The sequence below is a fragment of the Mycobacterium sp. 852002-51163_SCH5372311 genome, from assembly GCF_001667115.1.
Lineage (GTDB): Bacteria > Actinomycetota > Actinomycetes > Mycobacteriales > Mycobacteriaceae > Mycobacterium.
Window position 1 is genome coordinate 12,438 of record NZ_LZIJ01000002.1, and the last position, 25,866, is coordinate 38,303.

General features: G+C 66.2%; 21 protein-coding genes and 1 riboswitch. Of the genes, 13 read left to right on the forward strand and 8 right to left on the reverse strand.

Features of this window, described 5'->3' with window-relative positions:
- Both A5791_RS00170 and A5791_RS00175 read right to left on the reverse strand, forming a co-directional pair.
- A complete protein-coding gene (locus A5791_RS00170; RefSeq protein ID WP_067228992.1) occupies positions 1–2,310 on the reverse strand; it encodes a VIT domain-containing protein in 2,310 nt (769 codons plus the stop codon).
- A complete protein-coding gene (locus A5791_RS00175) occupies positions 2,300–2,881 on the reverse strand; it encodes a MerR family transcriptional regulator (protein ID WP_231995751.1) in 582 nt (193 codons plus the stop codon). The genes A5791_RS00170 and A5791_RS00175 overlap by 11 nt, the downstream gene beginning before the upstream one ends.
- Before the next feature lie 324 nt (positions 2,882–3,205).
- On the opposite strand from A5791_RS00175, the gene A5791_RS00180 reads away from it, so the two are divergent.
- Genes A5791_RS00180 through nagA form a run of 4 tightly spaced genes read left to right on the forward strand, consistent with a single transcriptional unit; the run spans position 3,206 to position 7,262 of the window.
- Positions 3,206–4,447, forward strand: a complete 1,242-nt coding sequence (locus tag A5791_RS00180; protein ID WP_067228996.1) for a D-alanyl-D-alanine carboxypeptidase family protein — start codon at positions 3,206–3,208, stop codon at positions 4,445–4,447.
- A gap of 10 nt (positions 4,448–4,457) precedes the next feature.
- Positions 4,458–4,784 carry a hypothetical protein gene (locus A5791_RS00185; protein ID WP_067229001.1) on the forward strand — a complete coding sequence of 109 codons (327 nt, stop codon included), beginning with the start codon at positions 4,458–4,460 and terminating at the stop codon, positions 4,782–4,784.
- A gap of 7 nt (positions 4,785–4,791) precedes the next feature.
- Positions 4,792–6,126 carry a sugar porter family MFS transporter gene (locus A5791_RS00190; RefSeq protein WP_067229005.1) on the forward strand — a complete coding sequence of 445 codons (1,335 nt, stop codon included), beginning with the start codon at positions 4,792–4,794 and terminating at the stop codon, positions 6,124–6,126.
- Entirely contained in the window at positions 6,123–7,262 is a 1,140-nt protein-coding gene (gene nagA / locus A5791_RS00195; RefSeq protein WP_067229009.1) for an N-acetylglucosamine-6-phosphate deacetylase, read from the forward strand. Before A5791_RS00190 ends, nagA begins: the two co-directional genes overlap by 4 nt.
- Here the strand turns inward: nagA and A5791_RS00200 are convergent.
- Positions 7,243–8,403, reverse strand: a complete 1,161-nt coding sequence (locus A5791_RS00200; RefSeq protein ID WP_067229012.1) for an acyl-CoA dehydrogenase family protein — start codon at positions 8,401–8,403, stop codon at positions 7,243–7,245. The genes nagA and A5791_RS00200 overlap by 20 nt on opposite strands.
- Positions 8,404–8,522: 119 nt before the next feature.
- Between A5791_RS00200 and A5791_RS00205 the strand changes: the two genes are divergently transcribed.
- Complete coding sequence (locus A5791_RS00205) at positions 8,523–9,110, forward strand: TetR/AcrR family transcriptional regulator (RefSeq protein WP_067229016.1); 588 nt, start codon at positions 8,523–8,525, stop codon at positions 9,108–9,110.
- Between the two features lie 4 nt (positions 9,111–9,114).
- On the opposite strand, the gene yhjD is transcribed toward A5791_RS00205, so the two are convergent.
- Positions 9,115–10,155, reverse strand: a complete 1,041-nt coding sequence (gene yhjD, locus A5791_RS00210) for an inner membrane protein YhjD (protein WP_067229019.1) — start codon at positions 10,153–10,155, stop codon at positions 9,115–9,117.
- Positions 10,156–10,162: 7 nt separating this feature from the next.
- Complete coding sequence (gene trpS / locus A5791_RS00215; protein ID WP_067229065.1) at positions 10,163–11,182, reverse strand: tryptophan--tRNA ligase; 1,020 nt, start codon at positions 11,180–11,182, stop codon at positions 10,163–10,165.
- Positions 11,183–11,340: 158 nt separating this feature from the next.
- Between trpS and A5791_RS00220 the strand changes: the two genes are divergently transcribed.
- Positions 11,341–12,138 carry an alpha/beta fold hydrolase gene (locus A5791_RS00220; RefSeq protein WP_067229069.1) on the forward strand — a complete coding sequence of 266 codons (798 nt, stop codon included), beginning with the start codon at positions 11,341–11,343 and terminating at the stop codon, positions 12,136–12,138.
- A 77-nt stretch (positions 12,139–12,215) separates the two neighbouring features.
- Here A5791_RS00220 and A5791_RS00225 read toward each other — a convergent pair whose 3' ends face one another.
- Positions 12,216–13,451, reverse strand: coding sequence for an NADP-dependent isocitrate dehydrogenase (locus tag A5791_RS00225; RefSeq protein ID WP_067229073.1), 1,236 nt, complete (start codon positions 13,449–13,451; stop codon positions 12,216–12,218).
- A 119-nt stretch (positions 13,452–13,570) separates the two neighbouring features.
- A riboswitch (SAM riboswitch) is annotated at positions 13,571–13,689 on the forward strand.
- Positions 13,690–13,852: 163 nt separating this feature from the next.
- Between A5791_RS00225 and A5791_RS00230 the strand changes: the two genes are divergently transcribed.
- The 4 genes from A5791_RS00230 (at position 13,853) to A5791_RS00245 (ending at position 17,988) form a co-directional block, all read left to right on the forward strand.
- On the forward strand, positions 13,853–15,196 hold the full coding sequence (locus tag A5791_RS00230) for a bifunctional o-acetylhomoserine/o-acetylserine sulfhydrylase (RefSeq protein ID WP_067229022.1): 1,344 nt from the start codon (positions 13,853–13,855) through the stop codon (positions 15,194–15,196).
- Between the two features lie 11 nt (positions 15,197–15,207).
- Entirely contained in the window at positions 15,208–16,350 is a 1,143-nt protein-coding gene (locus A5791_RS00235) for a homoserine O-acetyltransferase (protein WP_067229027.1), read from the forward strand.
- Positions 16,347–17,078 (forward strand): class I SAM-dependent methyltransferase, encoded by a 732-nt coding sequence (locus A5791_RS00240; RefSeq protein ID WP_067229033.1) that lies wholly within the window; start codon positions 16,347–16,349, stop codon positions 17,076–17,078. The genes A5791_RS00235 and A5791_RS00240 overlap by 4 nt, the downstream gene beginning before the upstream one ends.
- Before the next feature lie 484 nt (positions 17,079–17,562).
- The gene (locus A5791_RS00245; protein WP_082966650.1) at positions 17,563–17,988 is read left to right on the forward strand and encodes a DUF732 domain-containing protein; all 426 of its coding nucleotides are present in this window, start codon (positions 17,563–17,565) and stop codon (positions 17,986–17,988) included.
- A 10-nt stretch (positions 17,989–17,998) separates the two neighbouring features.
- Here the strand turns inward: A5791_RS00245 and A5791_RS00250 are convergent, their stop codons facing one another.
- Positions 17,999–18,280, reverse strand: coding sequence for a DUF3017 domain-containing protein (locus A5791_RS00250; RefSeq protein WP_067229038.1), 282 nt, complete (start codon positions 18,278–18,280; stop codon positions 17,999–18,001).
- On the reverse strand, positions 18,277–19,122 hold the full coding sequence (locus tag A5791_RS00255; protein ID WP_067229041.1) for a bifunctional methylenetetrahydrofolate dehydrogenase/methenyltetrahydrofolate cyclohydrolase: 846 nt from the start codon (positions 19,120–19,122) through the stop codon (positions 18,277–18,279). Before A5791_RS00255 ends, A5791_RS00250 begins: the two co-directional genes overlap by 4 nt.
- Before the next feature lie 40 nt (positions 19,123–19,162).
- Here A5791_RS00255 and A5791_RS00260 point away from each other — a divergent pair, with 40 nt between their 5' ends.
- The 3 genes from A5791_RS00260 to A5791_RS00270 all read left to right on the forward strand — a co-directional run bounded on the left by A5791_RS00260 (position 19,163) and on the right by A5791_RS00270 (position 25,676).
- Positions 19,163–20,359, forward strand: coding sequence for an NADH:flavin oxidoreductase (locus A5791_RS00260; protein ID WP_067229045.1), 1,197 nt, complete (start codon positions 19,163–19,165; stop codon positions 20,357–20,359).
- 66 nt (positions 20,360–20,425) lie between these two features.
- Positions 20,426–23,011, forward strand: coding sequence for an FHA domain-containing protein (locus A5791_RS00265; protein ID WP_067229049.1), 2,586 nt, complete (start codon positions 20,426–20,428; stop codon positions 23,009–23,011).
- Between the two features lie 58 nt (positions 23,012–23,069).
- Complete coding sequence (locus A5791_RS00270) at positions 23,070–25,676, forward strand: ATP-binding cassette domain-containing protein (RefSeq protein ID WP_067229052.1); 2,607 nt, start codon at positions 23,070–23,072, stop codon at positions 25,674–25,676.
- The last annotated feature ends 190 nt before the right edge of the window (positions 25,677–25,866 follow it).

The window sequence follows — 25,866 nt, forward strand, 5'->3', positions numbered from 1 at the left end:
CTACTCCCAGAAGCGCAGTTTCGAGACGCGCCGGCCGCGGTCGCCCTCGCCGAGCAGCCGTTTGACCGCGTCGACGGCCACCAGCACCTCGCGTGCCTGCGCCTGGGTCGAGCCCTTCAAAAACCGCGTCAACGCATTGCAGAGCTGGACCAGCGCCGCGTGCAGGTCCGGCTCCGATGTCGCGTCGCGATGCTGTTGCAGCTCTTCGAGCACGCGGTCGAGTCCCGAACGCCGAACCTGGGTTGCCTTCTCCACCTGCTTGAGCAGGTTTTTGAGGGACCGCGGGGCCGACGGACCCGAAGCGGGCGGCGGAGGCATGGCACGGAAACTAGCAGGCGCAGGCATGGCGCCGGCCGGCGGCGGACCGCTCCGTGAGTAGCTAGCCCCGGCCATTACCGGCGCCGCGGCCAAACCGACCCAGCCGTAAGGCGTTTCGACTGGCTGGAGCACTTCGACGAGCGGTTCGACATCGGTGCGTTGCGGGTCGACGGCAACAAATGCGGTGAACCTCGACAACACCCCGAACCTGACGGAGTGCGCCACGATGCGCTCGGTCAAGTACTCGTCACCGCGGCCCGACGCGTACTCGTCCTCCAGATCGCGGACGACGGCGCGTGCCCAGATCTTCTGCACGGCAACGGCGTTCGGCGCCACGCGGGCGGGCAGCGCCGCCGAGAAGGGTCCGTCCTGGGTGGCGCCTTCGACGCGCAGTGTGGCTGCGGGCCGGGATTTCGTGCAGCGGTAGCGCCCGGAGATGACGCACGGTACGCCGGCGAACGCGTCGGGGGGCCGGTTTGGAGTGACGCTGCCGTCCAATATCTCCAAGATCTCCAAAACCTCCGAGCCGTCCGCGCTCACTCGCAGTTCGGTCAGCGACGGGCGGCCGATGGTTCGGGCCAATCGGGTCATGACCTCGTCGAGGCGGTCCTCCGACTCGACCAGCTCGGCCCGCGCATTGCCCAGCGCGGCAAGGCGCTCCAGAAAGCCGGCGTTGACGGCGCGGTCGATGCCCACGCAATGCACCCGCGTCCGCCCGATCAGCGGCGCCAGCGACCGCAGCAGATGATCCTCGCCGGTGATCTGAGCGTCGGTCACCAGCACCACGCTCGGTAGCCGGCCGGAATCGATGGCCGCAAGCAGGTTGACGGCCTGGTTCAGCGGTTCGGCCATCTCGGTCCCACCTCGAGCGGCCAGCGAGCCCAGCCACGAGGCCGCCGCAAACCTGTTTCGGTCCGAGGCCGGCAACAGGCCCGCGGGCAGGTCGGAAGGCGTCTCGACGACGTGGTCGAAAGCCAGCACGCAGAACCGATCGGCCGCGTCGAGCATATCGACTATCCGTCCCGCCGCCCGTCGCGCGGCGACCATCTTCCAGCCGTCCATCGAGCCGGACCGGTCCAGCACGACGACGACATCGCGTGGCGCGCTGGCGGTTTCGGCCGGCGGGACCACCGTCACCGACCAGGTGCCCTCGTCACCGTCGGGATCGGGCACGAGCAGCGCCGACGACGACAGCTCCTCGCGGTCCACCCGGAAGCGCAGCACGAAATCACGGTCGGCACGCGCGCCCGGCTCGACCTGGAGCCGGGTCGGCCCGTCGGTTTCCACGACGGCGGTGAGCAGCGACGCCCGCAGCTCCGACACGGCCAGCCCGCCGTCGTCGAGGGTCACCGAGATCTGTAAATCTGGCCGTTGATCGTCGTCCGACAGCCGCGGTGGAGTCACCCGCGACGCGTCCGGCACGGCGTCGGTGTCGACCGCCAGACCGCCGCCGGTCTGATCGCCTGACACCGGCGCCCCGGTGGTGTATCGAGGTGCGACGACCAGCGGGAAACGGAATGTGGCCTCGCCGTCTTCGAACTCCAGCGGTCCGGTCAAGACCATTTCGATGGTCGCTTCCTCTCCCGGCCCGAGGTTGCCCACCCGTACCGAGAAGACATCCGAGCGGTCCTCCTCCACGATCGCGGCGCGCTGCCCGGACACCAGGGCGTGCTCGTAGTCCGCGCGGGCCTGGCCGCGCTCCTTCAGCACGCCGACCACCCGTCGTCCGGCCAGGGACGCGACGAAGTCGGTCACTCCCGCCCGCGCCGGCAACGGGAACACATAGGTGGCCTCGATGGCGGTATCGCCGGTGTTGGCAAAACGCTGGCGCACTGTCGATGTCGCGGTCATGCCGACGATGACGGTATCGACGCTCAACGACCGCAGCGGCAGCCGTTCGCCCGCCGCCGAACTCAGCTCGCCGCAGGTTGGCCGGCCCGGTGCCGGCGCGGTTTGGTCGCCGGTCAGAAGTGGGAGTAATTCAGTGCTCATCGGGGGTCCTTTCGTGATTGGCGAGGAGTTCGAGCAGCGGCGCGGCGGCGCGGCGCAGAGCGTCAGGCGCGGGCAATGGGCCGTCGATCAGCAACGTGACACTGTCGGAAAGGCGGACTGCACGCAGTTCAGTTGGGGGCTCTGCTGCCGCCGGCGATGCCGCGGCTAGTTGCGGCGCTGTCTTCCAGAAGCGGCCGGCCGCCCGCGACGGGAGGGAAGCCGCAGCGGGCTCCGGGTCGCCCAGGTCGGCGGGCATCGCACTGGGCGGGATCGCGGCCAGCGACTCCAGCTCCGTCTGCGACATCCCCTCGAGCCGCTGAGCGATCTCCTCGAGCGAAAGCCCCTCCCCCTGCAGCCGTTTGACCGCCACCAGGTGGATCAGGTGAGTACGTCCGTAGGTGAGCGCGCGGCCCCGCGTTCCGGGCCTGGGCAGCAGGCCCCGGGCGGTGTAGTAGCGGACCATTCGCTCAGCCGGGATGGGCTTGGCCTGGCGATTCTCCGGCACCGCTCCGGACGCCTGCACCGCGTTGGCGGCGACGGCGGCAAATTCGGGCAGGCTAAGCAGCTTCATGATTACTTGACAGTGTCATACACGCTTTTGACACTGTCAAGCTAGCTTTCAGCCCAAAGCGGGGCGGTTTGAGCGTGAAGCCAGGGCTTTCGGCGTGAAACCAGGGCGTTGCGGGTGAAACCAGGGCGGGATCTGGGCCGACTTTCCGCCCACGTTTCACAACCAGCGCCAACGCTTCACAACCAGCGCCAACGTTTCACAACCAGCGCCAACGTTTCACAACCAGCGCCGAATCCCCGTAACACCCCTGGTGCAACTTCAGCCTCACCAGCCACAGCGCGGCTACCTGCAAAGCCCCAACCTTTCGCTTACGCTGCTCAGACGATGCTTCGGTTACCGTCCTCGTCGCGCGGCGCCGCATGTCTGGCCGCCGCTCTTCTTCTGACTGCTGCACCGGCCGGTCCGGCTCTGCCCCGCGCGCTGGCCGAGCCCGACGCCGGACCCAACGCAGCACCGGCAACCTGCCCCTACAAGGTGTCCACGCCGCCGGCGGTGGACTCGTCCGAGGTCCCCCAGGCCGGCGAAGCGCCGGCGCCGCTCGCGGTGCCGCCGAAACCGGTCGGCGGCGACGCGCTGGCTGGTTGCGGGATCGTCACCGCACCCAACACCCCACCAACTCCGGGCGACGTCTCCGCCGAGGCATGGCTGGTGGCGGATCTGGACAGCGGCGCGGTGATCGCCGCCCGCGACCCGCACGGTCGCCACCGTCCGGCCAGCATCATCAAGGTGCTGGTGGCGATGGCCGCCATCAACGCGCTCAACCTGAACAAGTCGGTTCCCGGGACCGCAGACGACGCGGCGGCCGAGGGCACCAAGGTCGGCGTCGACGCCGACGGCATGTACACCGTCAACCAGCTCCTGCACGGGTTGCTGATGCATTCGGGCAACGACGCCGCACACGCGCTGGCCGGCCAGCTCGGCGGCATGCAGGCCGCGCTGGAGAAGATCAACGTGCTGGCCGCCAAGCTCGGCGGTCGCGACACCCGCGTGGCCACGCCGTCGGGGCTGGACGGGCCGGGCATGAGCACCTCGGCGTACGACATCGGCCTGTTCTACCGCTACGCCTGGCAGAATCCGACGTTCAGCGACATCGTCGCGACCCGCACCTTCGACTTCCCCGGCCACGGCGACCATCCCGGCTATCAGCTGGAGAACGACAACCAGCTGCTCTACCACTACCAGGGCGCGCTGGGCGGCAAGACCGGTTACACCGACGACGCCGGCCAAACCTTCGTCGGAGCGGCCAACCGCAACGGGCGCCGGCTGGTGGCGGTGCTGTTGCACGGAACCCGTCAGCCGATCGCCCCGTGGGAACAGGCCGCGCATTTGCTGGACTACGGGTTCAGCACCCCACCGGGCACGCAGGTCGGCATGCTGGTCGAACCCGACCCCTCTTTGGCCAGCGCCGGGCGTCCCACCGACCGGCCGGCTGACGCGCAGGCCGCGGGTCCGATCTCGTCGGCCGACGCGCTGCCGGTACGCGTCGGCGTGGCCGTCATCGGGGCGCTCGTCGTGTTCGGGTTGATCATGGTCGCGCGGTCTATGAACAACCGGCTCGAGAACTAGACTCGGCGGGATGACTGCCCTTTACCAGGACGCCGGACTGACGCTCGACGAGGACGGAATCACGATTCGTCGCTACTACTTCCCCTTTGCTACGCCGAAGCGGGTCGCCTACAACAAGATCAAGGGCATCAAGGCAAAGCCGATGGGCTGGAACTCCGGCAAGGGGCGGTTCTGGGGCGCCGGCGATCCTCGTTACTGGTTCCCGCTCGACATGCAGCGAGGCAAGAAGCAGACGCTGCTGATTCTCGACGTCGGCCGTCGCGTGCGGCCGTGCATCACTCCCGAGGACCCCGACAAGGTGATCGGTCTGCTGAAGACCCGCGTCCAGGCCGGCTGACCGGTCCGTGCGGCGGGGATTACTGGTCGGGCTCACCGCGGCCAGCGTCGGCGTCATCTACGGTTACGACCTGGCCATCATCGCCGCGGTGCAGCTGTTCGTCGATTTCGCCCGCACGACGCTGCAGCGGGAAGTTCTGACGACCATGGTGGTGATCGGACAGATCTTCGGGGTGCTCGGTGCGGGCGTGCTCACCAATGCCATCGGGCGCAAGAAGTCGGTGGTGCTGCTCCTCGTCGCCTACGCGATGTTCGCTCTGCTGGGAGCGGTCTCCGTGTCGCTGACGATGCTGTTGGCGGCACGGTTCCTGCTGGGTCTGTCCATCGGGGTGTCGATGGTGGTCGTCCCGGTATACGTGGCGGAATCGGCTCCGGCGGCGGTGCGCGGATCGCTGGTGACGGCCTATCAACTGGCCATCGTCAGCGGGCTCATCGTCGGCTACCTGACCGGCTATCTGCTCGCCGGTGTCCACGGCTGGCGATGGATGCTGGGGCTGGCCGTCCTACCGGCAATAGTGCTGCTGCTCTTGGTGATTGGCATGCCCGACAGCCCCCGCTGGTACATGCTCAAGGGCCGCGTGGACGACGCCCGGGCGGCGCTGCTGCGGGTGGAGCCCACCGCGAACGCCGAGGAAGAGCTCGCCGAGATCGCCCGCGCGTTGAGCGAAGGTAGCGGCGGCATCTCGGAGATGTCGCGCCGGCCGTATTCGCGGGCCACGGCCTTCGTGATATTGCTCGGCTTCCTGATCCAGATCACCGGCATCAACGCGTTCGTCTATTACAGCCCAGACATATTCAAGGACATGGGCTTCACCGGCTACTTCGCGCGGCTGGCCGTGCCGGCCCTGGTGCAAGTGGCGGGTTTGGCGGCGGTGGGCATCTCGGTACTCCTCGTCGACAGGCTGGGACGGCGTCCAATCCTGTTGTTCGGCATAGCCATGATGATCGCCGCCGACATCGTGCTGATGGTCGTGTTCTCCCGAGGCCTCGGCGGTGCGATCTTCGGGTTCGGCGGCGTGCTGCTGTTCATCATCGGATACACGCTGGGTTTCGGTTCGCTGGGCTGGGTGTACGCCAGCGAAAGCTTCCCCACCCGCCTGCGCTCGCTCGGCTCCAGCACCATGTTGACCGCCAACCTGGTGACCCAAGCGGTGGTTGCGGGCGGCTTCCTGACGATGAAGGAATCCCTTGGCAGCGCGGGTACTTTCGCCGTGTTCGGGGCTTTCGCCATGGTGTCTTTCGTCTTCGTCTACCGGTACGCGCCGGAAACCAAGGGTCGCCAGCTCGAGGACATCAGGCACTTCTGGGAAAACGGTGGACAGTGGGAGAAAACCCGCGCATGATCCGGGCCGGCGCCGTCGCTCTCGACGGACGGATCTGCCGGCCGGGGTGGCTGGAGATCTCCGGCCCGCACATCCTGGACTGCGGGGCCGGCACGCCGCCCCGGCCCGCCGACGTGGAGCTTCCCGATTCCGTTGTGGTGCCCGGCTTTATCGACATGCACGTGCACGGCGGCGGCGGGGCCTCTTACACCGCCTCGCATGACAGCGCTCGCGCAGCGGATTACCACCTGCGGCACGGCACCACCACGACGCTCGCCAGTCTGGTCACTGCCGAACCCGCGCAACTGCTCGCCGGAGTGCAAGCCCTGGCCGAGGCGGCACGGAACCGTGTGATCGCGGGCATCCACCTGGAGGGACCCTGGCTGAGCCGGTCGCGTTGCGGGGCACACGATCCCGAGCTGATGCGTCGTCCGGACCCCGCCGAGATCGACGCGCTGCTGGCTGCTGGCGGCGACGCGATCCGGATGGTCACGCTGGCGCCGGAGTTACCCGGAAGCGATGAAGCGATCCGGCGCTTTGTCGACGCGGGAGTTGCTGTCGCCGTGGGCCATACCAGCGCCTCCTACGAACAGACCCAGCAGGCGATCGCGCTGGGCGCGACGGTTGGCACGCATCTGTTCAACGCGATGCCGCCGCTGCACCACCGCAACCCGGGACCCTTGCTCGCGCTGCTCGCCGACCCGCGGGTGACCGTCGAACTGATCGCCGACGGCGTGCACGTGCACCCCGCCGTGCTGCGCGCGGTGATCGACTGGGCCGGTCCTGAGCGGGTCGCCGTGGTCACCGACGCGATCGCCGCCGCGGGTTGCCGTGACGGCGAATTCCTGCTCGGCGCGGTACCGATCGACGTGGTGTCCGGCGTGGCGCGGGTGCGGGGAACATCGACCATCGCGGGCAGCACCGCGACCATGGATCAGCTCTTCCGCAATGTGGCCGCACTCGGCGAGGACCGCGATAGGGCGCTGGCCGCCGCGGTGCAGATGACCGCGTCGACGCCGGCGCGCGCCCTCGCGCTCGACGGCGTGGGCAGCCTGCGGCCCGGCTACGACGCCAATCTTGTTGTGCTGGACTGTGATCTGCAGGTAACCCAGGTCATGGTGGACGGCGCCTGGCGGGTCACAACGAACGCCCGATGATTTCCTTCATGATTTCGCTGGTGCCGCCGTAGATGCGGTTCACCCGGGACCCGGTATACATGTTCGCGATCGGATATTCGGCCATGTAGCCGTAGCCGCCGAAGATCTGCAGGCACTTGTCCACGATCTGGTCGCACTTCTCGGCGGCGAACAACTTGGCCATCGACGCGGTCATGGGGTCGTTGCTGCCGTCGAGGTAACGCTGTATGGCGTAGTCGACGAACGTCTTGATCGCCAGTGCATCCGTTTTGCATTCGGCCAGAGTGAATTTGGTGTTCTGGAAGTTGCCGATCGGGCGGCCGAACGCCTCCCGCTCTTTGGAGTACTTGATCGCCTCCACCACCGCGGCCTCGGCCAGCGCCGAACACAGCGTCGCGATGATCAGCCGCTCCCGGGCGAGCTGCTGCATCAACTGATAGAAGCCCTGGCCCTCTTGTTCGCCGAGCAGATTCGCTGCCGGCACTCGCATGTCGGAGAAGAATAGCTCCCGCGTGTCTTGGCCGTGCTGTCCGATCTTCTGCAGCACCCGGCCACGTTCGAAACCCGCAAGATCATTGGTCTCGGCCACGATCAGGGACACCCCGGCGGCGCCCTTGGACGGATCGGTCTTCGCCACGATCACCAGCAGATCGCAGTGAGTCCCGTTGGAAATGAACGTCTTCGAGCCGTTGACGACGTAGACGTCCCCTTCACGCCGTGCGGTGGTTCGCACCGATTGCAGGTCCGACCCGGTACCCGGCTCAGTCATCGCGATGGCGAGCACCGCGTCCCCACTGATGATCTTGGGCAGCCATCGCCGGCGCTGCTCCTCGTTACCGTAGACGTAGATGTAGTGGGCGACGATCGGCGAGTGCACCGCGAAGCCGAAGGCCTGATCGTGGGCGTACACGAGTTCTTCCTGCACGACAGCCTGCATGGCGAAATCGCCGCCCATGCCGCCGAACTGCTCGGGCAGATCCAGGCCGAGCAGTCCGGCAGCGCCGGCCTTGTTCCAGAACTCGCGGTCAACGGCGTGCTGCGCGACCCAACGTTCCTGGTTCGGTGCCGCTTCCTTACGGAAGAACTCCGCCGCGTGCTTGCGGAGGTCGCGGTGCTGGTCGGTTTCCCAGCTCGGGCGGTAATCGGGAAACAGCGCGGACACGGCTACCTCACTCTGTCCTGGAAATATGCGGTTGCTGCGCAACGACTTCGAATTCGCGACGATACAAGTGTATCGTAATTGTGACAGTTGTAAAGCGGCACTTGCGGCCAGGAGGACGGATGCTCAACCCGCGGGCCACCAATGAAGACCTGACGGCCAAGGCGCGAATCCGAAACGCCGCGCTGGACCTGTATGGGCAATACGGTCAAGATCGAATCTCGTTGCGTGACATAGCTTCCGAAGCCGGCGTTACCCTGGGATTGGTGCAGCATCACTTCAAGACCAAGGCCGGATTACGCGAGGCCGTCGACCAGTTGGTGGTGGACTATTTCGCTCATGCGATCGCCGACGTGCCGGCCGAGGGCAGCGCCCGTCACGTCGCGGCGTCGCGCGACAAAGCGGTCGCTCAGATGCTGTGTGACAACCCACCGGTCGTCAACTACGTGCGTCGCACGTTTCTGGAGCCTTCCGAGGATCGGCTTCACCTGCTCGACGCGCTCGTCGACCTGACGCGGCGCGAAATCGCTGCACTGCGCGGTTCCGGACTGGCGTCCACCAAGCGCGCCGAATCCGCCCAGATCCTGGGCGTATTGGTGCGGCAGATGGGCGAACTTCTGTTGCAGCCGATGGTCGACGCGGTGTGGGACCGTGTCGCCGCAAACCGCGATGGTCACAAGCCACGGCTGCGTATCACGGTGGAGAGCTGATCAGCTAACGGCGCCAATGCATCAGCCGTGAAAACGTAAGCGCACCAACGGCTCCCGCGGCGATCGCGGCCAGCGTCTGACGCACGCTGATGCCTTCCTCCAGCTCTACGCGAGGCGCGATGATCGCCGGCGGTGGAGGGTCCACCGGCTTGGCACGCGGATCCGCCGGCGTTGCCGTGGCCCCCCACGCCGTGGCGAACAGCAGCAGATACGCGGTGATATAGGCGAACACCATCACACCAAGCACCGGTCCGAACGCTCGGCCCGCCGGGCTACCCAGCACCGCTTGCAGATAGATCGACCCCAACTGCTTGAACACTTCGAACCCCACCGCCGCCAGCCCCCCGGCCCGCATAGCGGCGACCAGGCTGACCTTCTCGCGCGGCAGCCGGGCAATCATCCAGGTGAACAGCAGCCACGAGACCAGCATGGACACCACGAACGAGACGACGCGGAAGATCGCGTCGAAAACCGAAAACGGTGGTATGCCAATCCATCTCAATACCGCGGCCATCGGTTGGGCATGGCTCAGGGCGGAAAGTCCGATGGTCGCCAACATCACCACGAATGTTCCGACCATCGCCAGCAGGTCGGAAAGCTTGTTGCGCACGAAGCCCGGTGAGTCGATCCGGTGCTCCCACCACATCTCGGTCAACGCGGCGCGCAGATGCGACATCCACCCCAGACCGGCCCAGAGAGCGGTCGCCAGGGCAATCACCCCGACGGACGCGCGCGCATCGATCAGCCGATTGATCAACACGATGATCTGGTGTCCCACATGGGGGGAGACCGAGGCGATGATGCGGTCGTCAACCATCTTGCGCAGCTTGGGCTGTCGCGACAACACGAATCCGACCGCAGAGAAGGTGACCATCAGCATCGGAAAAATCGCGAAGATCGTGTAATACGTCAGGCCGGCCGCGAAGAACCCGCCGTTGCGTTCGTCGAACCGCTGATAAGCCCGCACCACGTGGTCCAACCACCCGTAGCGGGCCCGGAGCCGATCGAAGATTCCTGGCTTGGCCTCCTCGGCCCCCTCGTTCATGGCCCACCTATTCCCGTTGCGGAAGGAACCCTAACCGATCGTAGACCCGCTGCACGGTTTTGCTGGCCACCTCGTCGGCGCGCTGTGCGCCGGCCGCCAGCACCGCCTCCAATTCGGCGGGGTCGGCGGTCAATTCGTCGACGCGGACCTTGACGGGACGCACGAATTCCACCACGGCCTCGGCGGTGTCCTTCTTCAGGTCGCCGTAGCCGCGGCCCGCGTAGCCGTCGACCAGGGTGTCGATAGAGGCACCGGTGAGCGCCGACTGGATGCTCAACAGGTTCGATACGCCCGGCTTGGCGTCCGGGTCGTAGCGGATCTCGCGTTCACTGTCGGTCACCGCCGAACGAATCTTCTTGGCGGACACCGCCGGATCGTCGAGCAGGTTGATCAGCCCGGCGTCGGTGCTCGCCGATTTGCTCATCTTCGACGTCGGGTCCTGCAGGTCGTAGATCTTGGCGGTGACCTTCTGCACGAACACATCCGGAACCACGAAGGTGTCCGGGAACCGGCTGTTGAATCGTTGCGCGACATCACGTGCCAGCTCCAGGTGCTGGCGCTGGTCCTCCCCCACCGGAACCAGATCGGTGTCGTAGGCAAGCACGTCTGCGGCCTGCAGCACCGGATAGGTAAACAACCCGACGGTGGTGGAATCGCTGCCCTGCCGCGTCGACTTGTCCTTGAACTGCGTCATCCGCGATGCCTGTCCGAAGCCGGTAAAGCAGCCCAGCACCCAGGCCAGCTGAGTGTGCGCCGGGACGTGGCTCTGCACGAACACGGTGCTGCGAGCCGGATCGATGCCCAGCGCCAGGTACTGGGCGGCGGTGACCAGGGTGCGGCGCCGCAAGGCCTCGGGATCTTGCGGGATGGTGATGGCGTGCAGGTCGACGACGCAGAAGAACGCGTCGTGGTCGTCCTGCAGCGGCACCCACTGCCTGACTGCGCCCAGTGCGTTACCCAGGTGAAGCGAATCGGACGTGGGCTGCACGCCGGATAAGATCCGGCCGGATCCGGTTGGGGTGCTCATGATGCCGTTGATCTTTTCACGGCACTGCACGGCCCGGCCCTACCACCAGGGCAGCCGCTTGCGATACCGGCGGTACCGCATTTAGTGTCGGCATCATGAGCATTACGCCTCGCCAGCCGATTCACCTGGGTCCCACGGACGGATCCGCGGAGCCGGTCCTGCTGCTCCACCCGTTCCTGCTGTCCCAGCGGGTGTGGGACACGGTAGCTCAGCAACTGGCCGACACCGGACGGTATGAAGTGTTCGCTCCGACGATGGCAGGCCACAACGGGGGCCCCCGGGCCGGCACTTACTTCCTGTCCTCGGAGGTGCTGGCCGACCACGTCGAGCGCCACATGGACGAACTGGGCTGGAAGACCGCTCACATCGTGGGCAACTCGCTGGGCGGCTGGGTCGCATTCGAGCTGGCCTGCCGCGGGCGGGCACGCTCCGTCACCGGCATTGCCCCCGCGGGTGGTTGGACGCGGTGGACTCCGGCCAAGTTCGAGGTGATCGCCAAGTTCATCCTCGGTGTTCCGATGTTGGCGCTCGCCTGGTTGTTCGGCGAGCGGGTGTTGAGCCTGCCGTTCAGCCGTCGGCTGGCCACCTATGCGCTCAGTGCATCCCCGGACGCGGTCAGTCACACCGATCTGGTCGGATGTATCGAGGACGTGGCACACTGCCCCGCCTATCTGCAACTACTGGTCAAGGCAACACTGCTGCCGGGCCTTCGTGAGCTCGCGCGAATCTCCGTCCCCACGCAACTGGTGATGTGCGAAAAGGACCGCGTCGTCCCATCCCCCAGGTTCACCCGGCATTTCACCACCGAGCTGCCGGAGGGCTATCGGATCACCGAGCTGGAGAACGTCGGGCACGTACCGATGTTCGAGGCTCCGGGACGAATCACCGAGGTCATCACCGAGTTCCTCGAGGAGTGCTGCCCGCATCTTCGGGCCATCGACCCGCCCGCCAGCTAGAAGTTCGCCCGCGAGGGTGCGCAGAATGCCGGTATTTCGGGCGTTTCGCTGTGCAAACACGCAAGCTCGCGGCCGTCCTAACGCTGATCGACCAGCGCCTTCTGCAGGTTGTCGGCGAGCGATTCGAGAAAGTCCTCGCTGTTCTGCCACTCCTGATCGGAGCCGATCAACAGGGCCAGGTCCTTGGTCATCTTCCCGCCCTCGACCGTGCCGATGACCACGTCTTCCAGCGTTTCGGCGAATTCGTTCACCTCCGGCGTCTGGTCCAGCTTGCCGCGGTGCTGCAGTCCCCGCGTCCAGGCGAAGATCGAGGCGATCGGGTTCGTCGAGGTCGGCTTGCCCTCCTGGTACTGCCGGAAATGCCGGGTGACGGTGCCGTGGGCGGCTTCGGCCTCGACGGTGCGGCCGTCGGCCGTCATCAGCACCGACGTCATCAGGCCCAGGCTGCCGTAGCCCTGTGCGACGGTGTCGGACTGAACGTCGCCGTCATAGTTCTTGCAGGCCCACACGTAGCCGCCCTCCCACTTGAGGCAGGCGGCGACCATGTCGTCGATCAGCCGGTGCTCGTAGGTCAGCCCTTCGGCTTCGAACCGCTCCTTGAACTCCTCGGTGTAGATGCGCTCGAACTCGTCTTTGAACATGCCGTCGTAGGCCTTGAGGATGGTGTTCTTGGTCGACAGGTACACCGGCCATTTGGCGTGCAGGCCGTAGGAGAAGGTCGCGCGCGCGAAGTCGCGGATCGATTCTTTGAAGTTGTACATCCCCATCACGACTCCGCCGTCTTCGGGAATGGACACCATTTCGTGCACGATCGGGTCGCCGCCGTCGGCGGGGGTGAAGGTGATCGAGACGGTGCCCGGCTGGTCGACCTTGAAGTTCGTCGCCCGGTACTGATCGCCAAAAGCGTGGCGGCCGATGACAATCGGCTTGGTCCAGCCCGGAACCAGCCGCGGCACATTCGAGATCAGGATCGGTTCCCGGAAAATGGTGCCGCCCAGGATGTTTCGGATGGTCCCGTTGGGCGACGACCACATCCTCTTCAGGTTGAACTCCTGCACACGGGCCTCGTCGGGCGTGATCGTCGCGCACTTGACGCCCACGCCGTGTTTCTTGATGGCGTAGGCCGCATCGATGGTCACCTGGTCGTTGGTGCGGTCGCGGTGCTCGATGCCCAGGTCGTAGTAGTCCAGTTCGATGTCGAGATGGGGAAGGATGAGCATCTCTTTGATGAGTTTCCAGATGACGCGGGTCATCTCGTCACCGTCGAGCTCAACCACCGTCCCTTTGACTTTGATCTTGTGTTCCTTGGACACCGTGTCGAGTCCTCCCGGCCGGGTGAGCTTGGCGAGCGGTCGCTCTTGACGCCAGCGTACAAAAACACGGCCCACTGGCAGTTGGCATCGACTCGCTGCCATGCGATAGGCTGCAGGTCGGTCATGAGCGCCAGCGTCAAGCCCCGGCTTGCTGGCCGGCAACCCTCCAACCGCGGTGGGGTGCCCCGGGTGATGACCAGGTTGAGTAGCCCAACCGGCTACGCGGCAAGCGCGGGTCCGCCATAACGGACCCCCTGAGCTGACAGGGAAACGGTTATGCGCATCCAATCACTCGAATCGGCCCTGCGTGCCGTATGCCCTGTCGCGTGATGGGCACTAAGCACCGTCCGAGCCCACGCCGAGCCCTTTTGCCAGCCCGTCCGAGCAGAAAGCGTCCGTAGATGAGCACCGACAGCATCGAGACCGATCCGAGCGCGCATTGGTCGTTCGAGACCAAGCAGGTTCACGTAGGCCAGCAGCCCGACGCTGCGACCAACGCCCGTGCCCTGCCGATCTACCAGACCACGTCGTACACCTTCGAAAACGTCGCGCATGCCGCGGCGCTCTTCGGGCTCGAGGTGCCGGGCAACATCTACACCCGGATCGGCAACCCGACCACGGACGTCGTCGAACAACGCATCGCCGCTCTGGAGGGCGGCGTGGCCGCGCTGTTCCTGAGCTCCGGACAGGCAGCCGAAACCTTCGCGATCCTCAACCTGGCGGGCGCCGGCGATCACATCGTCTCCAGCCCGCGCCTGTACGGCGGAACCTATAACCTCTTCCACTATTCGCTGGCCAAGCTCGGCATCGCGGTCAGCTTCGTCGACGACCCCGACAATCTGGACTCGTGGCAGGCGGCGGTGCGGCCCAACACCAAGGCTTTCTTTGCCGAGACCATCTCCAACCCGCAGATCGACGTGCTGGACACCCCGGGCGTGTCGGAAGTCGCACACCGCAACGGGGTACCGCTGATCGTCGACAACACCATCGCCACGCCCTACCTGATCCAGCCCTTCACCCAGGGCGCCGACATCGTGGTGCACTCGGCCACCAAGTACCTGGGCGGCCACGGCTCCGCGATCGCCGGAGTGATCGTCGACGGCGGCACCTTCGACTGGACGCAGGGGCGCTTCCCCGGATTCACCACACCAGACCCGAGCTACCACGGAGTGGTGTACGCCGAGCTGGGACCGCCGGCCTTCGCCCTCAAAGCCCGTGTGCAACTGCTGCGTGACCTGGGGTCGGCGGCGTCGCCGTTCAACGCGTTCCTGGTGGCCCAGGGCTTAGAGACGTTGAGTCTCCGCATGGAGCGGCACGTCGCCAACGCGCAGCGCGTCGCCGAATACGTGGAGGCCCACGAAAGCGTCCTGTCGGTCAACTACGCGGGACTGCCCAGCTCTCCGTGGCACGAGCTGGCAAAGAAGCTGGCGCCCAAGGGAACCGGCGCTGTCCTGGCCTTCGAGCTGGCCGGTGGCGCAGACGCCGGCAAGGCGTTCGTGAACGCGCTGCGGCTGCACAGTCACGTCGCCAACATCGGTGACGTGCGCTCGCTGGTGATCCACCCCGCATCCACTACCCATGCCCAGCTGAGCCCCGAGGAGCAGCTGAGCACCGGCGTCAGCCCCGGGCTGGTGCGCTTAGCGGTGGGCATCGAAGGAATAGACGATATCCTCGCCGACCTGGACCTCGGGTTCGCCGCAGCTAGGAAGTTCAGCGGCGAATCACACTCGGTGGCGGCCGTCTGAGGACCGTGGACATGACGATCTCCGAACTGCCCAACCAGACGCTGCCCGCCGAGGGCGAGATCGGCGTAGTTGACATCGGCTCGCTGACGCTGGAAAGCGGCGTGGTGATCGACGACGTCTCCATCGCCGTTCAGCGCTGGGGCGAGTTGTCGCCCGCGCGTGACAACGTGGTGGTGGTCCTGCACGCCCTCACCGGTGATTCGCACATCACCGGCCCGGCCGGACCCGGACATCCCACGCCCGGCTGGTGGGACGGGGTGGCCGGCCCGGGAGCGCCGATCGACACCAACCGCTGGTGTGCGATAGCCACCAACGTGCTCGGCGGCTGCCGGGGGTCGACCGGGCCCAGTTCGCTGGCCCGCGACGGAAAGCCCTGGGGCTCAAGGTTTCCGATGATAACCGTGCGCGACCAGGTGCACGCGGACATCGCCGCGCTGGAGGCGCTGGGCATCAGCCAGGTCGCCGCTGTCGTGGGTGGATCCATGGGCGGCTCAAGGGCTCTGGAGTGGATAGTCGGCCAGCAGCACCGAGTGCGGGCCGGATTGCTGCTGGCAACCTGCGCTCGCAGTACCGCCGACCAGATCGCTCACATGACGACTCAGATTGATGCCATCAAGGCCGACCCGAACTGGCAGGGCGGCGACTACCACGACACCGGGCGCACGCCGAATGTCGGGCTGTCCATCGCCCGTCGCTTCGCCCACCTGACCTACCGCGGTGAGCTCGAGCTCGACAACCGATTCGGCAACGACAGTCAGGGCGACGAGGATCCGAGGAACGGCGGCCGCTACGCGGTGCAAAGCTACTTGGAATACCAGGGCGACAAGCTGGTGGACCGCTTTGACGCTGGCAGCTACGTGGCCTTGGTCGCGTCGGTCAACGATTTCGACGTGGGCCGTGGCCGCGGCGGGGTGAGAAAAGCCCTCCGCGGATGTGCGGTACCGGTCGTGGTCGGCGGCATCACCAGCGACCGGCTGTATCCGCTGCGCTTGCAGGAGGAACTGGCCGACCTGCTGCCAGGCTGCACCGGACTGCACGTGATCGACTCCGTCTACGGGCACGACGGTTTTCTGGTGGAAACGGAGGCAGTCAACGAATTGATCTGCCAGACACTGAAATTGGCCGAAGGCGCGTGTCGGGACTACCCACGGTGACACGCTGCAGGCACGACCGCTCCCTGTCCTTCGGCTCGGCGGCGGCTGCCTACGAGCGTGGTCGCCCGTCGTATCCTCCGCAGGCCATCGACTGGCTGCTGCCCAAGGGTGCCCGCAACGTGCTCGACCTGGGCGCGGGCACCGGGAAGCTGACCACCCGGCTGGTCGAACGCGGCTTGGACGTGGTGGCCGTCGACCCGATTCCCGAAATGCTGGAAGTGTTGCGCGCCTCCCTTCCTCAGACCGTGACGCTGCTGGGCACCGCGGAAGAGATTCCGTTGCAGGACAACAGCGTCGACGCGGTGCTGGTCGCCCAGGCGTGGCATTGGGTCGATCCGGAGCGGGCGATTCCGGAGGTTGCCCGCGTGCTGCGGCCCGGCGGACGACTGGGTTTGGTGTGGAACATCCGCGACGAACGACTCGGATGGGTTCGCGAGCTGGGACAGATCATCGGAAGCGACGGCGACTCGGGTCGCACCGAGCTGACGCTGCCCGCGCCGTTCAGCCCGGTGGAGCGTTATCAAGTCGAGTGGACGAATTACCTGACCCCACAGGCACTTATCGACTTGGTAGCCTCCCGCAGCTACTGCATCAACTCGCCGACCGAGGTCCGCGCGCGAACACTCGACCAGGTGCGCGAGTTGCTGGCCACCCATCCGGCCTTGGCGAACACGAACGGCCTTGCGCTGCCGTACGTCACGGTGTGTGTGCGGGCAACACTGACCTGACGTCCCGCCGAACGTGGAGTTCGTGCGGGTTTCGAGTCTTTGGTGCTGGCATGGTCGATGGCAGGACGCCCGAAACCAGTAGACCGCTGGATAGGCTCGGTAAACCATTGGCCACACCGGTCACTTCCCTCACCGGACAAGAGGCTTGTGTCTTTTCGTCCGCCTCCGAGCGACAAATTGACTTGCCCCGCAACGGTTGTCGCGCGGAGGTGGACAAAAAAGACACTCACCGAATTTCTGTGACGGATGAGACTTATGAGAAACACCTCGCCACCCGGTTCTGTGCACCACCAAGCTGTACCGCCGGCAATCTTGAAACAGCGGCAAGCCATGTGTCGCTCCTCGCGTCAGGTCCACATTCGACCGCGACACGCATAGAGCGCAAACCTTTACCCGAACGTGTTGTAAATGTGACAGTTATAGATCAAGGTTCCTAGAGTGATTAGAGTGCCACAAGTGCACTCCGAGACCGATGGGGGCTTGCATGAAGGCAGCGGCTAGAGCTCGAGGATTGATCTGGTCCTTCCGTTCACAGCCCGTGACCATTCGCCTATTCGCCGCAGCGGCCGGAATCCTCAGCGCAGCAGCAATCTTCGCGGCTCCCGCCGATGCCAGTCCGATCGACGACTCGTTCATCGGCGCGCTTGGCAACGCCGGTGTCAACTACGGCGACCCGGGAAGCGCGGTGGCGATGGGCCAGTCGGTGTGCACGATGCTTGCCGAGCCGGGCGGGAACTTCGCCGCAACGGCCGCGCGGGTCAGGGGCAACGGCATGTCCCCGGGAATGGCCGACATGTTCACCAGGATCGCCATCTCGATGTACTGCCCGAGCATGATGACCGACGTGGCCAACGGCCACATGCCCAACCTGCCGCAAATCCCCGGCATGCCAGGGATGCCAGGGCTCTAGCCAAACCCGGCTAGCCGGTACCCAGCGGGTCGATCGTCCACGCGATATAGACCATCGCCGCCCCGACCGACGCGGTGGTGAAAAAGTCGGTGCCCTTGCTGCGCACCACCAACAAGCCGGCTCCCCCGTCGGTCAACACCAGTCGCAGCACCGCGGCCACCCCGACGCCGATGCCGATCAACAGCGCACCGCGGCGCCAGAAGTTGGCCCCCACCAGCGCAAGGGCCGTGACGAAGATCAGCCCGACCAGCAGAATCGGCCACTGGGCCCTGGCCATGGAGCGAAGGCTCATTCGCGTTCGGCCAACTCGACCACGTTCGTTAGCAGAAACGCCCGGGTCAGCGGGCCGACACCACCCGGATTCGGCGACACATGCCCGGCGACGTCCCAGACGTCCGGATGCACATCGCCGGCAAGCTTGCCGTCCACCCGGCTGACCCCCACGTCGATGACCGCGGCGCCGGGACGCACCATGTCGGCCGTCAACATGTGCGGCACGCCGACCGCGGCCACAATGATGTCGGCCTGCCTCGTGAGCGCGGGCAGGTCGCGAGTCTTGGTGTGGCACAACGTCACCGTGGCGTTCTCGGAGCGGCGGGTGAGCAGCAGCCCCAGCGGCCGGCCCACCGTCACGCCGCGGCCGATGACAACCACATGCGCACCGGCGATCTCGACGTCGAAGCGCCGCAGTAGGTGCACGATGCCGCGCGGGGTACACGGCAACGCCGCCGGCGTGTTGAGAACCAGCCGGCCCAGGTTCGTCGGGTGCAGGCCGTCGGCATCCTTGTCCGGGTCGACGCGCTCGAGGGCCGCGTTCTCGTCGAGGTGCTTCGGCAGCGGCAACTGCACGATGTAGCCGGTGCACTCGGGATTGGCGTTGAGTTCGTCGATGGTGTCGTTGAGGGTTGCCGTGGAGATGTCGGCGGGCAGGTCGCGGCGAATCGACGTGATGCCCACCTTGGCGCAGTCGGCGTGCTTACCGCGGACGTAAGCCTGCGAACCGGGATCCTCGCCGACCAGGATGGTGCCCAGTCCGGGCGTGCGGCCCGATGCAGTCAGCGCGGACACCCGTTGCTTCAGGTCGACGAAGATCTCGTCCCGGGTGGCCTTGCCGTCCAGCGTGATTGCGCCCACGCCGAACAGTCTGGCACGCCCGCGGAGTTAGGCTCCTGTCATGCCCGAGACACCGGACGTGTTCAGCCCCGCCAAGCTCGGTCCGATCACGTTGCGCAACCGGATCATCAAGGCGGCGACGTTCGAAGCCCGCACGCCCGACGCGCTGGTCACCGACGACCTGATCGAATATCACCGGCAGCCGGCGGCCGGTGGCGTGGGCATGACCACCGTCGCCTTTCTGGCGGCTTCACCCGATGGACGCCCCGAATTCGACCAGATCTGGTGGCGCCCGCAGGTGATACCGGGTCTACGCGAACTGACCGACGCCATCCACGCCGAAGGTGCCGCGATCAGTGCGCAGATCGGACACGCCGGGCCCATCGCACATGTCCGCACCTACCGGGGCAGGGCGCTGGCGCCTACGCGGCAGTTCAACCCAACCGGGCTCAAATTCTCCAAACAGGCCACGCGGGCTGACATCGACCGGGTGATCGCGGACCACGCCGCTGCGGCCCGGTTCGCAATTGAGGCTGGGTTCGACGCGGTCGAGATTCACCTGGGCCATAACTACTTCGCCAGCTCCTTCCTCAGTCCCTTGATAAACAAGCGCACCGACGAGTTCGGCGGATCGCTGGAGAACCGCGCCAAGGTGGCGCGCGGCATCGTGATGGCGGTGCGCCGCGTGGTCGAGAAGGAGGGCACCCCGATCGCGGTAACGGCCAAACTCAATATGACCGATGGCGCGCGACGCGGCATCCCGATCGAGGAGTCGCTTACGACTGCCAAGTGGCTCGAGGAGGATGGCGGCCTCGATGCCATCGAACTCACCGCGGGCAGTTCGCTGGTCAACCCGATGTACCTCTTCCGCGGCGACGCGCCGGTCAAGGAATTCGCCAAAGGATTTCACCGCCCGATGCGGTGGGGCGTGCGGATGATCGGCAAGAAGTTCTTGCGTGAATATCCCTACCGAGAGGCCTACCTGCTCGACGACGCCAAGCTGTTTCGGGCCGAGTTGAAGATGCCGCTGATTCTGCTCGGAGGCATCACCAACCGGGAAACGATGGACCTGGCCATGGCCGAGGGGTTCCAGTTCGTGGCGATGGCCAGGGCTTTGCTGGCCGAGCCGGATCTGATCAATCGGATCGCCGCTGACGGCGGCGCGCACACTGTGCATTCGGCGTGTACGCACTGCAACCAGTGCATGCCGACGATTTTCAGCCGCACCCACTGTGTGGTGACCGGAGCCCCCGACTGACGTGCGGGCAAGCGTTATCTAAACGTTGCAGTTCCCGGGCGGCTTTGAACCGCTAAAGTTGGTTCGATGACTCCACCAGCCCCGCCTGCGTTAACCGTCAGGCACGACGGGTCGGAGCGGACATTCGCGGCAGGCCATGACGTAGTGGTCGGCCGTGACCTCCGGGCCGACATGCGGATCACCCATCCGCTGATCTCACGCGCCCATCTGCTGCTGCGGTTCGACCAGGGCAGGTGGCTGGCGATCGACAACGGTTCGCTCAACGGGACTTACGTCAACGGCCGGCGGGTGCCAGTGGTCGACATCCAGGACGGCCAGACCGTCAATATCGGCAATCCGGACGGGCCGGCGCTGAGATTCGAGGTCGGACGCCACCACGGGATGGCCGGACGCCCACCGCAGACCTCGGGAATGCGCATCCCCTCCATGGCCGGGCAGGCGTCCGGTCAGGTGGGCCCAACCGTCGGCGCTCCGCCGGGGCCCGGACGCCAGCCGCCCCGGGGCGCACCGCCACCACGCCCACCTGGCGGTCCGGGATACCCGCCCGGCGGGCGGCCGCCTGTGCACCCGCCGTCGCCGCCCAACTATGGGCGCTCGTCCAGTGCGGCCTACGACGCGGCCCCGCGGACCGAGCTGGAACCCGCCATCCGGCCGCCAGAGGCCGGAAATCTGGCGACGAAGATGTTCAACGCCCTGCGGCCTTCTCGCGCCGCGGGGGGAAGTGCGCCGCCCGGGGCGGCCAGCATCGGCCGCGCGACGGACAACGACATCGTCATCCAGGACGTCTTGGCGTCGCGGCATCACGCGTTTTTGACGCGAACCCAGCTGGGCTCCGAGATCCGCGACGCGAACAGCGTCAACGGCACGTTCGTCAACGGGGTCCGGGTGGGGTCGGCGATCCTGTCCGAGGGCGACGTCGTCACCATCGGCAACGTCGACCTGGTCTTCACCGGCGACAACCTGGTCCGCAGGACCGCCGCGGCGGAGACGCGCACCGGCGGCCTCGAGGTGAACTCGGTCTGCTTCGTCGTCGACAAGGGCAAGCAGCTGCTCGACCACATCTCGGTGACCGCAAGGCCGGGAACGCTGACCGCCATCGTCGGGGGATCCGGCGCCGGCAAGAGCACGCTGTCCCGGTTGATCGCCGGATATACCAGTCCCAGCGAAGGCAGTGTGACCTTCGAGGGCCACAACATTCACACCGAGTACGCGTCCATGCGCAGCAGGATCGGGATGGTCCCGCAGGACGACGTCGTGCACCGCCAGCTGACCGTCAACCAGGCCTTGGGCTACGCCGCCGAGCTGCGCCTGCCGCCCGACACCAGCAAACAGGAACGCGCGCAAGTCGTGGCTCAGGTGCTCGAGGAACTCGAGATGACCAAGCACGCGGACACCCGGGTTGACAAGCTGTCCGGCGGCCAGCGCAAACGTGCTTCGGTGGCGCTGGAGCTCCTGACCCAACCGTCGTTGCTGATCCTCGACGAGCCGACCTCGGGGCTGGACCCGGCGCTGGACCGTCAGGTGATGCTGATGCTGCGCCAACTCGCCGACGCCGGCCGTGTGGTGCTGGTGGTGACCCACTCGATCTCCTACCTGGACGTCTGCGACCAGATCCTGCTGCTGGCGCCGGGCGGCAAGACCGCGTTCTGCGGTCCGCCCGACCAGGTCGAGGCCGCCATGGGCACCCGCAACTGGGCCGACATCTTCGCCAAGGTGGGCGCCGATCCCGACGAGGCCAACCGCCGCTTCAAGGAGCGCAGTCAGCACGTGTCGCAGGCGCCGGTCGCTTCCCAGATTCCCGGCGACCTTGGGGAGCCGCCGAAAACCGGCCTGGGGCGCCAGTTCTCTACGATCGCGCGCCGCCAGGTTCGGCTCATCGTTTCCGACCGCGGCTACACCATCTTCCTGGCCATTCTGCCTTTCGTCATGGGCGGACTGTCGCTGTCGGTGAAAGGTCCCAAACCTGGCCTGGGCCCTGCCGACCCGAAACTGGCGCCGACCCAGCCGCAGTACATCATGGTGCTGTTGATCATCGGCGCGGTGTTCATGGGAACCGCGCTGACCATCCGCGACCTCGTAGGTGAACGCCCGATCTTCAAGCGTGAACAAGCCGTCGGGTTGTCCACCACCGCCTATCTGCTGGCGAAGGCCGCGGTTTTCTGCGCGTTCGCGACGGCCCAGGCGGCAATCGCGACGGCGATCGTGCGGTGGGGCAAGGGCGCACCCACCCAACCAGCTCTGTTCTTCGGCAATTCCACGCTCGCGCTGTTCTTCACGGTGGCAGGCACCTGTGTCGCGTCGGCGATGTTCGGCCTGCTGCTGTCGGCGATCGCGCAATCCAACGAGCAGATCATGCCGCTACTGGTGGTGTCGCTCATGTCGCAGCTGGTGCTCTGCGGCGGAATGATCCCGGTCTACCAGCGCACCGGCCTGGAGCAACTTGCCTGGATTACACCCGGCCGCTGGGGTTACGCCGCCGGTGCATCGTCGATCGAGATCAAAGCGCTGGTGAACGTGCCACAGATCCCGACGGACGATCCGATCTGGCAGCACTCCAAACATATTTACCTGCTGGATATGTTCATGCTCGCGCTCTTGTCGGTGGGTTACATGGTCTACATCCGGTGGCATATCCGGCTGAAGCGGCATTAACGACGCGGGCGCCAACTAAACGCCTCCGGAACGCCAGACGAAAACCTAATCTGAACGGATGAGTCGACCCTCCTCCCCCGTACTGACGGTCCGTTCCGGCCGATCGGAAGGCAGCTTCGCGGCGGGCCGCGACGTGTTCGTCGGCAGCGACCTGCGCGCCGACTTGCGCATCGCCCACCCGCTGATCGCCCGCGCCCACCTGCTGCTGCGCTTCGACAAGGGCAGGTGGGTGGCGATCGACAACAATTCGCTCAACGGGATGTTCGTCAACGGCCAGCGGGTGCCGGCGGTCGACATCCGCGACGGCCAGGCGATCAACATCGGCAAGCCCGACGGGCCGCAGCTGAGCTTCAAGGTCGGTCACCACAGCGGAACCGTCGGTCTGCTGCCGCCGACCGAGAAGCAACCGGTGATCGCCCCGCCTGCGTCGTCTAACACCGGGCCGCGGTCCCGGCCGAGTGGGCCCATACCCCGATCTACCGGACCTATGTCGCGGCCGCAAACAAACCCGTCGCGGCAGCAGCCCCTGTCCCGGCCGCCAACCAACCCCCCGCGGCAGTCCGCGCCACCGGCTCAGCCGGCGCGGGCCGAGGCCCAGCCCGCGACAGAGCTACAGCAGCAGCTGTCGCCGCCGGAGGAAGCACAGCGCAGCAAGGGCCCCCGGATCATGCGGCCGAAGCCGCCGGCCCAGACGGGACCGGAGGAGGAAGGCCCGACCCGGAGGTTGCGGGCCCTGGGGCGCAGCTCAAAGCCACCCGCCACCGGCGGCGCCAAAATCGGCCGCGCGATCGACAACGACATCGTCATTCACGACGTGCTGGCCTCGCGGTATCACGCGTATCTGGTGTCGACGCCGCTGGGCACCGAGATCCGCGACGCGCAAAGTGCCAACGGCACATTCGTCAACGGGATGCGCGTCGGATCGGCGGTGCTCACCGAGGGCGACGTTGTCACGATCGGCAACGTCGACCTGACGTTCACCAACGGCGAGCTGGTCCGTCGCACGGAGGTCGCGACGCGCACCGGCGGCCTGGAAGTGCGTGACATCGTCTTCACCATCGGCGAAAAGGCGCTGCTGCAAAACGTTTCGATGATCGCCCGGCCCGGCACGCTGACCGCCATCATCGGCGGTTCCGGCGCCGGCAAGAGCACGCTGTCGCGATTGGTTGCCGGCTACACCACACCCACCTCCGGGTCGGTCACCTTCGAGGGACACAACATCCACACCGAATACGCGTCGTTGCGCAGCAGGATCGGCATGGTCCCGCAGGACGACGTGGTGCACCGCCAGCTCACCGTCAACCAGGCGCTCGGATATGCCGCCGAACTGCGGCTGCCGCCCGACACCACCAAGGCCGATCGGGACCAGGTGGTCGCCGAGGTGCTCGAAGAGCTGAGCCTTACCGAGCACGCCGACAAGCGGGTCGACAACCTCTCCGGCGGCCAACGCAAACGCGCGTCAGTCGCATTGGAACTGCTCACCGGACCCTCGCTGCTGATTCTCGACGAACCGACCTCGGGCCTGGACCCGGCGCTGGACCTGCAGGTGATGAACATGCTGCGGCAGCTTGCCGACGCCGGTCGCGTGGTGCTTGTCGTCACCCACTCGTTGACCTATCTCGAAGTCTGCGATCAGGTGTTGCTGATGGCGCCCGGCGGTAAGACCGCGTACCTGGGTCCCCCGGACCAGATCGGTGACGTCATGGGGACCACCAACTGGGCCCACATTTTCGCGAAGGTGGGCGCCGACCCCGAGGAGGCCAATCGCCGCTTTCTGGCGCAGAACGAACCGCCGCCACCGTTGCTGGCCGAGGTCCCGGGCGATCTGGGTGAACCGGCGCATACCAGCATGCGGCGCCAGTTCTCGACGATCGCGCGCCGCCAGATTCGGCTGGTCATCGCCGACCGGGCCTACTTCATCTTCCTGGCGCTGTTGCCGTTCGCCATGGGCTTGCTGGCGCTGACGGTGCCCGGCACTACCGGTTTCGGGTACGCCGATCCGACGAGCGAGTCGGCGGGCGAAGCCTCAACCATAATGACGCTGCTCACCATGGCCGCCGTCTTCATGGGTACCGCGCTGACGCTGCGCGACCTCATCGGCGAGCGTCCGATCTTCCGGCGAGAGCAGGCAGTCGGCCTGTCCACCACGGCTTACCTGTTGGCCAAGATCGCGGTGTTCTGCGTGTTCGCCATTGTCCAATCGGTAATCACCACCGCCATCGTGGTATTGGGCAAGAAGGGGCCGACCAAGCCGGCTCTGGTGCTCGGTAATGCCACACTCGAATTGTTTGTCGGTGTCGCGGCGACGTGCGTGGCCGCGGCGATGCTCGGGCTGCTGCTGTCGGCTCTGGCGCGATCCAATGAACAGATCATGCCGCTGCTGGTGGTGTCGCTGATGATGCAGATGGTGCTATCGGGCGGCATCGTGCCGGTCACCAACCGGATCGCGCTGGAACAGATGTCGTGGGTGGTGCCGGCGCGGTGGGGGTATGCGGCGCAGGCGTCGACCGTCGACTTGGTGGCGGTTTCACCTGGTCCGCAGACTCCCAAGGACAACCTGTTCAAGCACACGTCCGGAGCATGGCTGTTCGACATGGGCATGCTCGCGCTGTTGTCGGTTGTCTACGCCGTCGCCGTGCGATGGCAGATCCGGATCAAGCGCTGAGCATCGAGGTTGTTCGGATCGCGGTCGACGCGTCGTTTCGGGTTGTGCGTGAATCCTGGGCGTTGCGCGTGAATCCTGGGCTTTGTGTGTGCAACCTGGGCGGAAAATTGCGTGGCGGATTCAAGCGGTGGCCGCAACAAACGTGGACGGGTCTGACAGTAGCCGGTCGAGTTCTTCGGCGGGTGTGCGG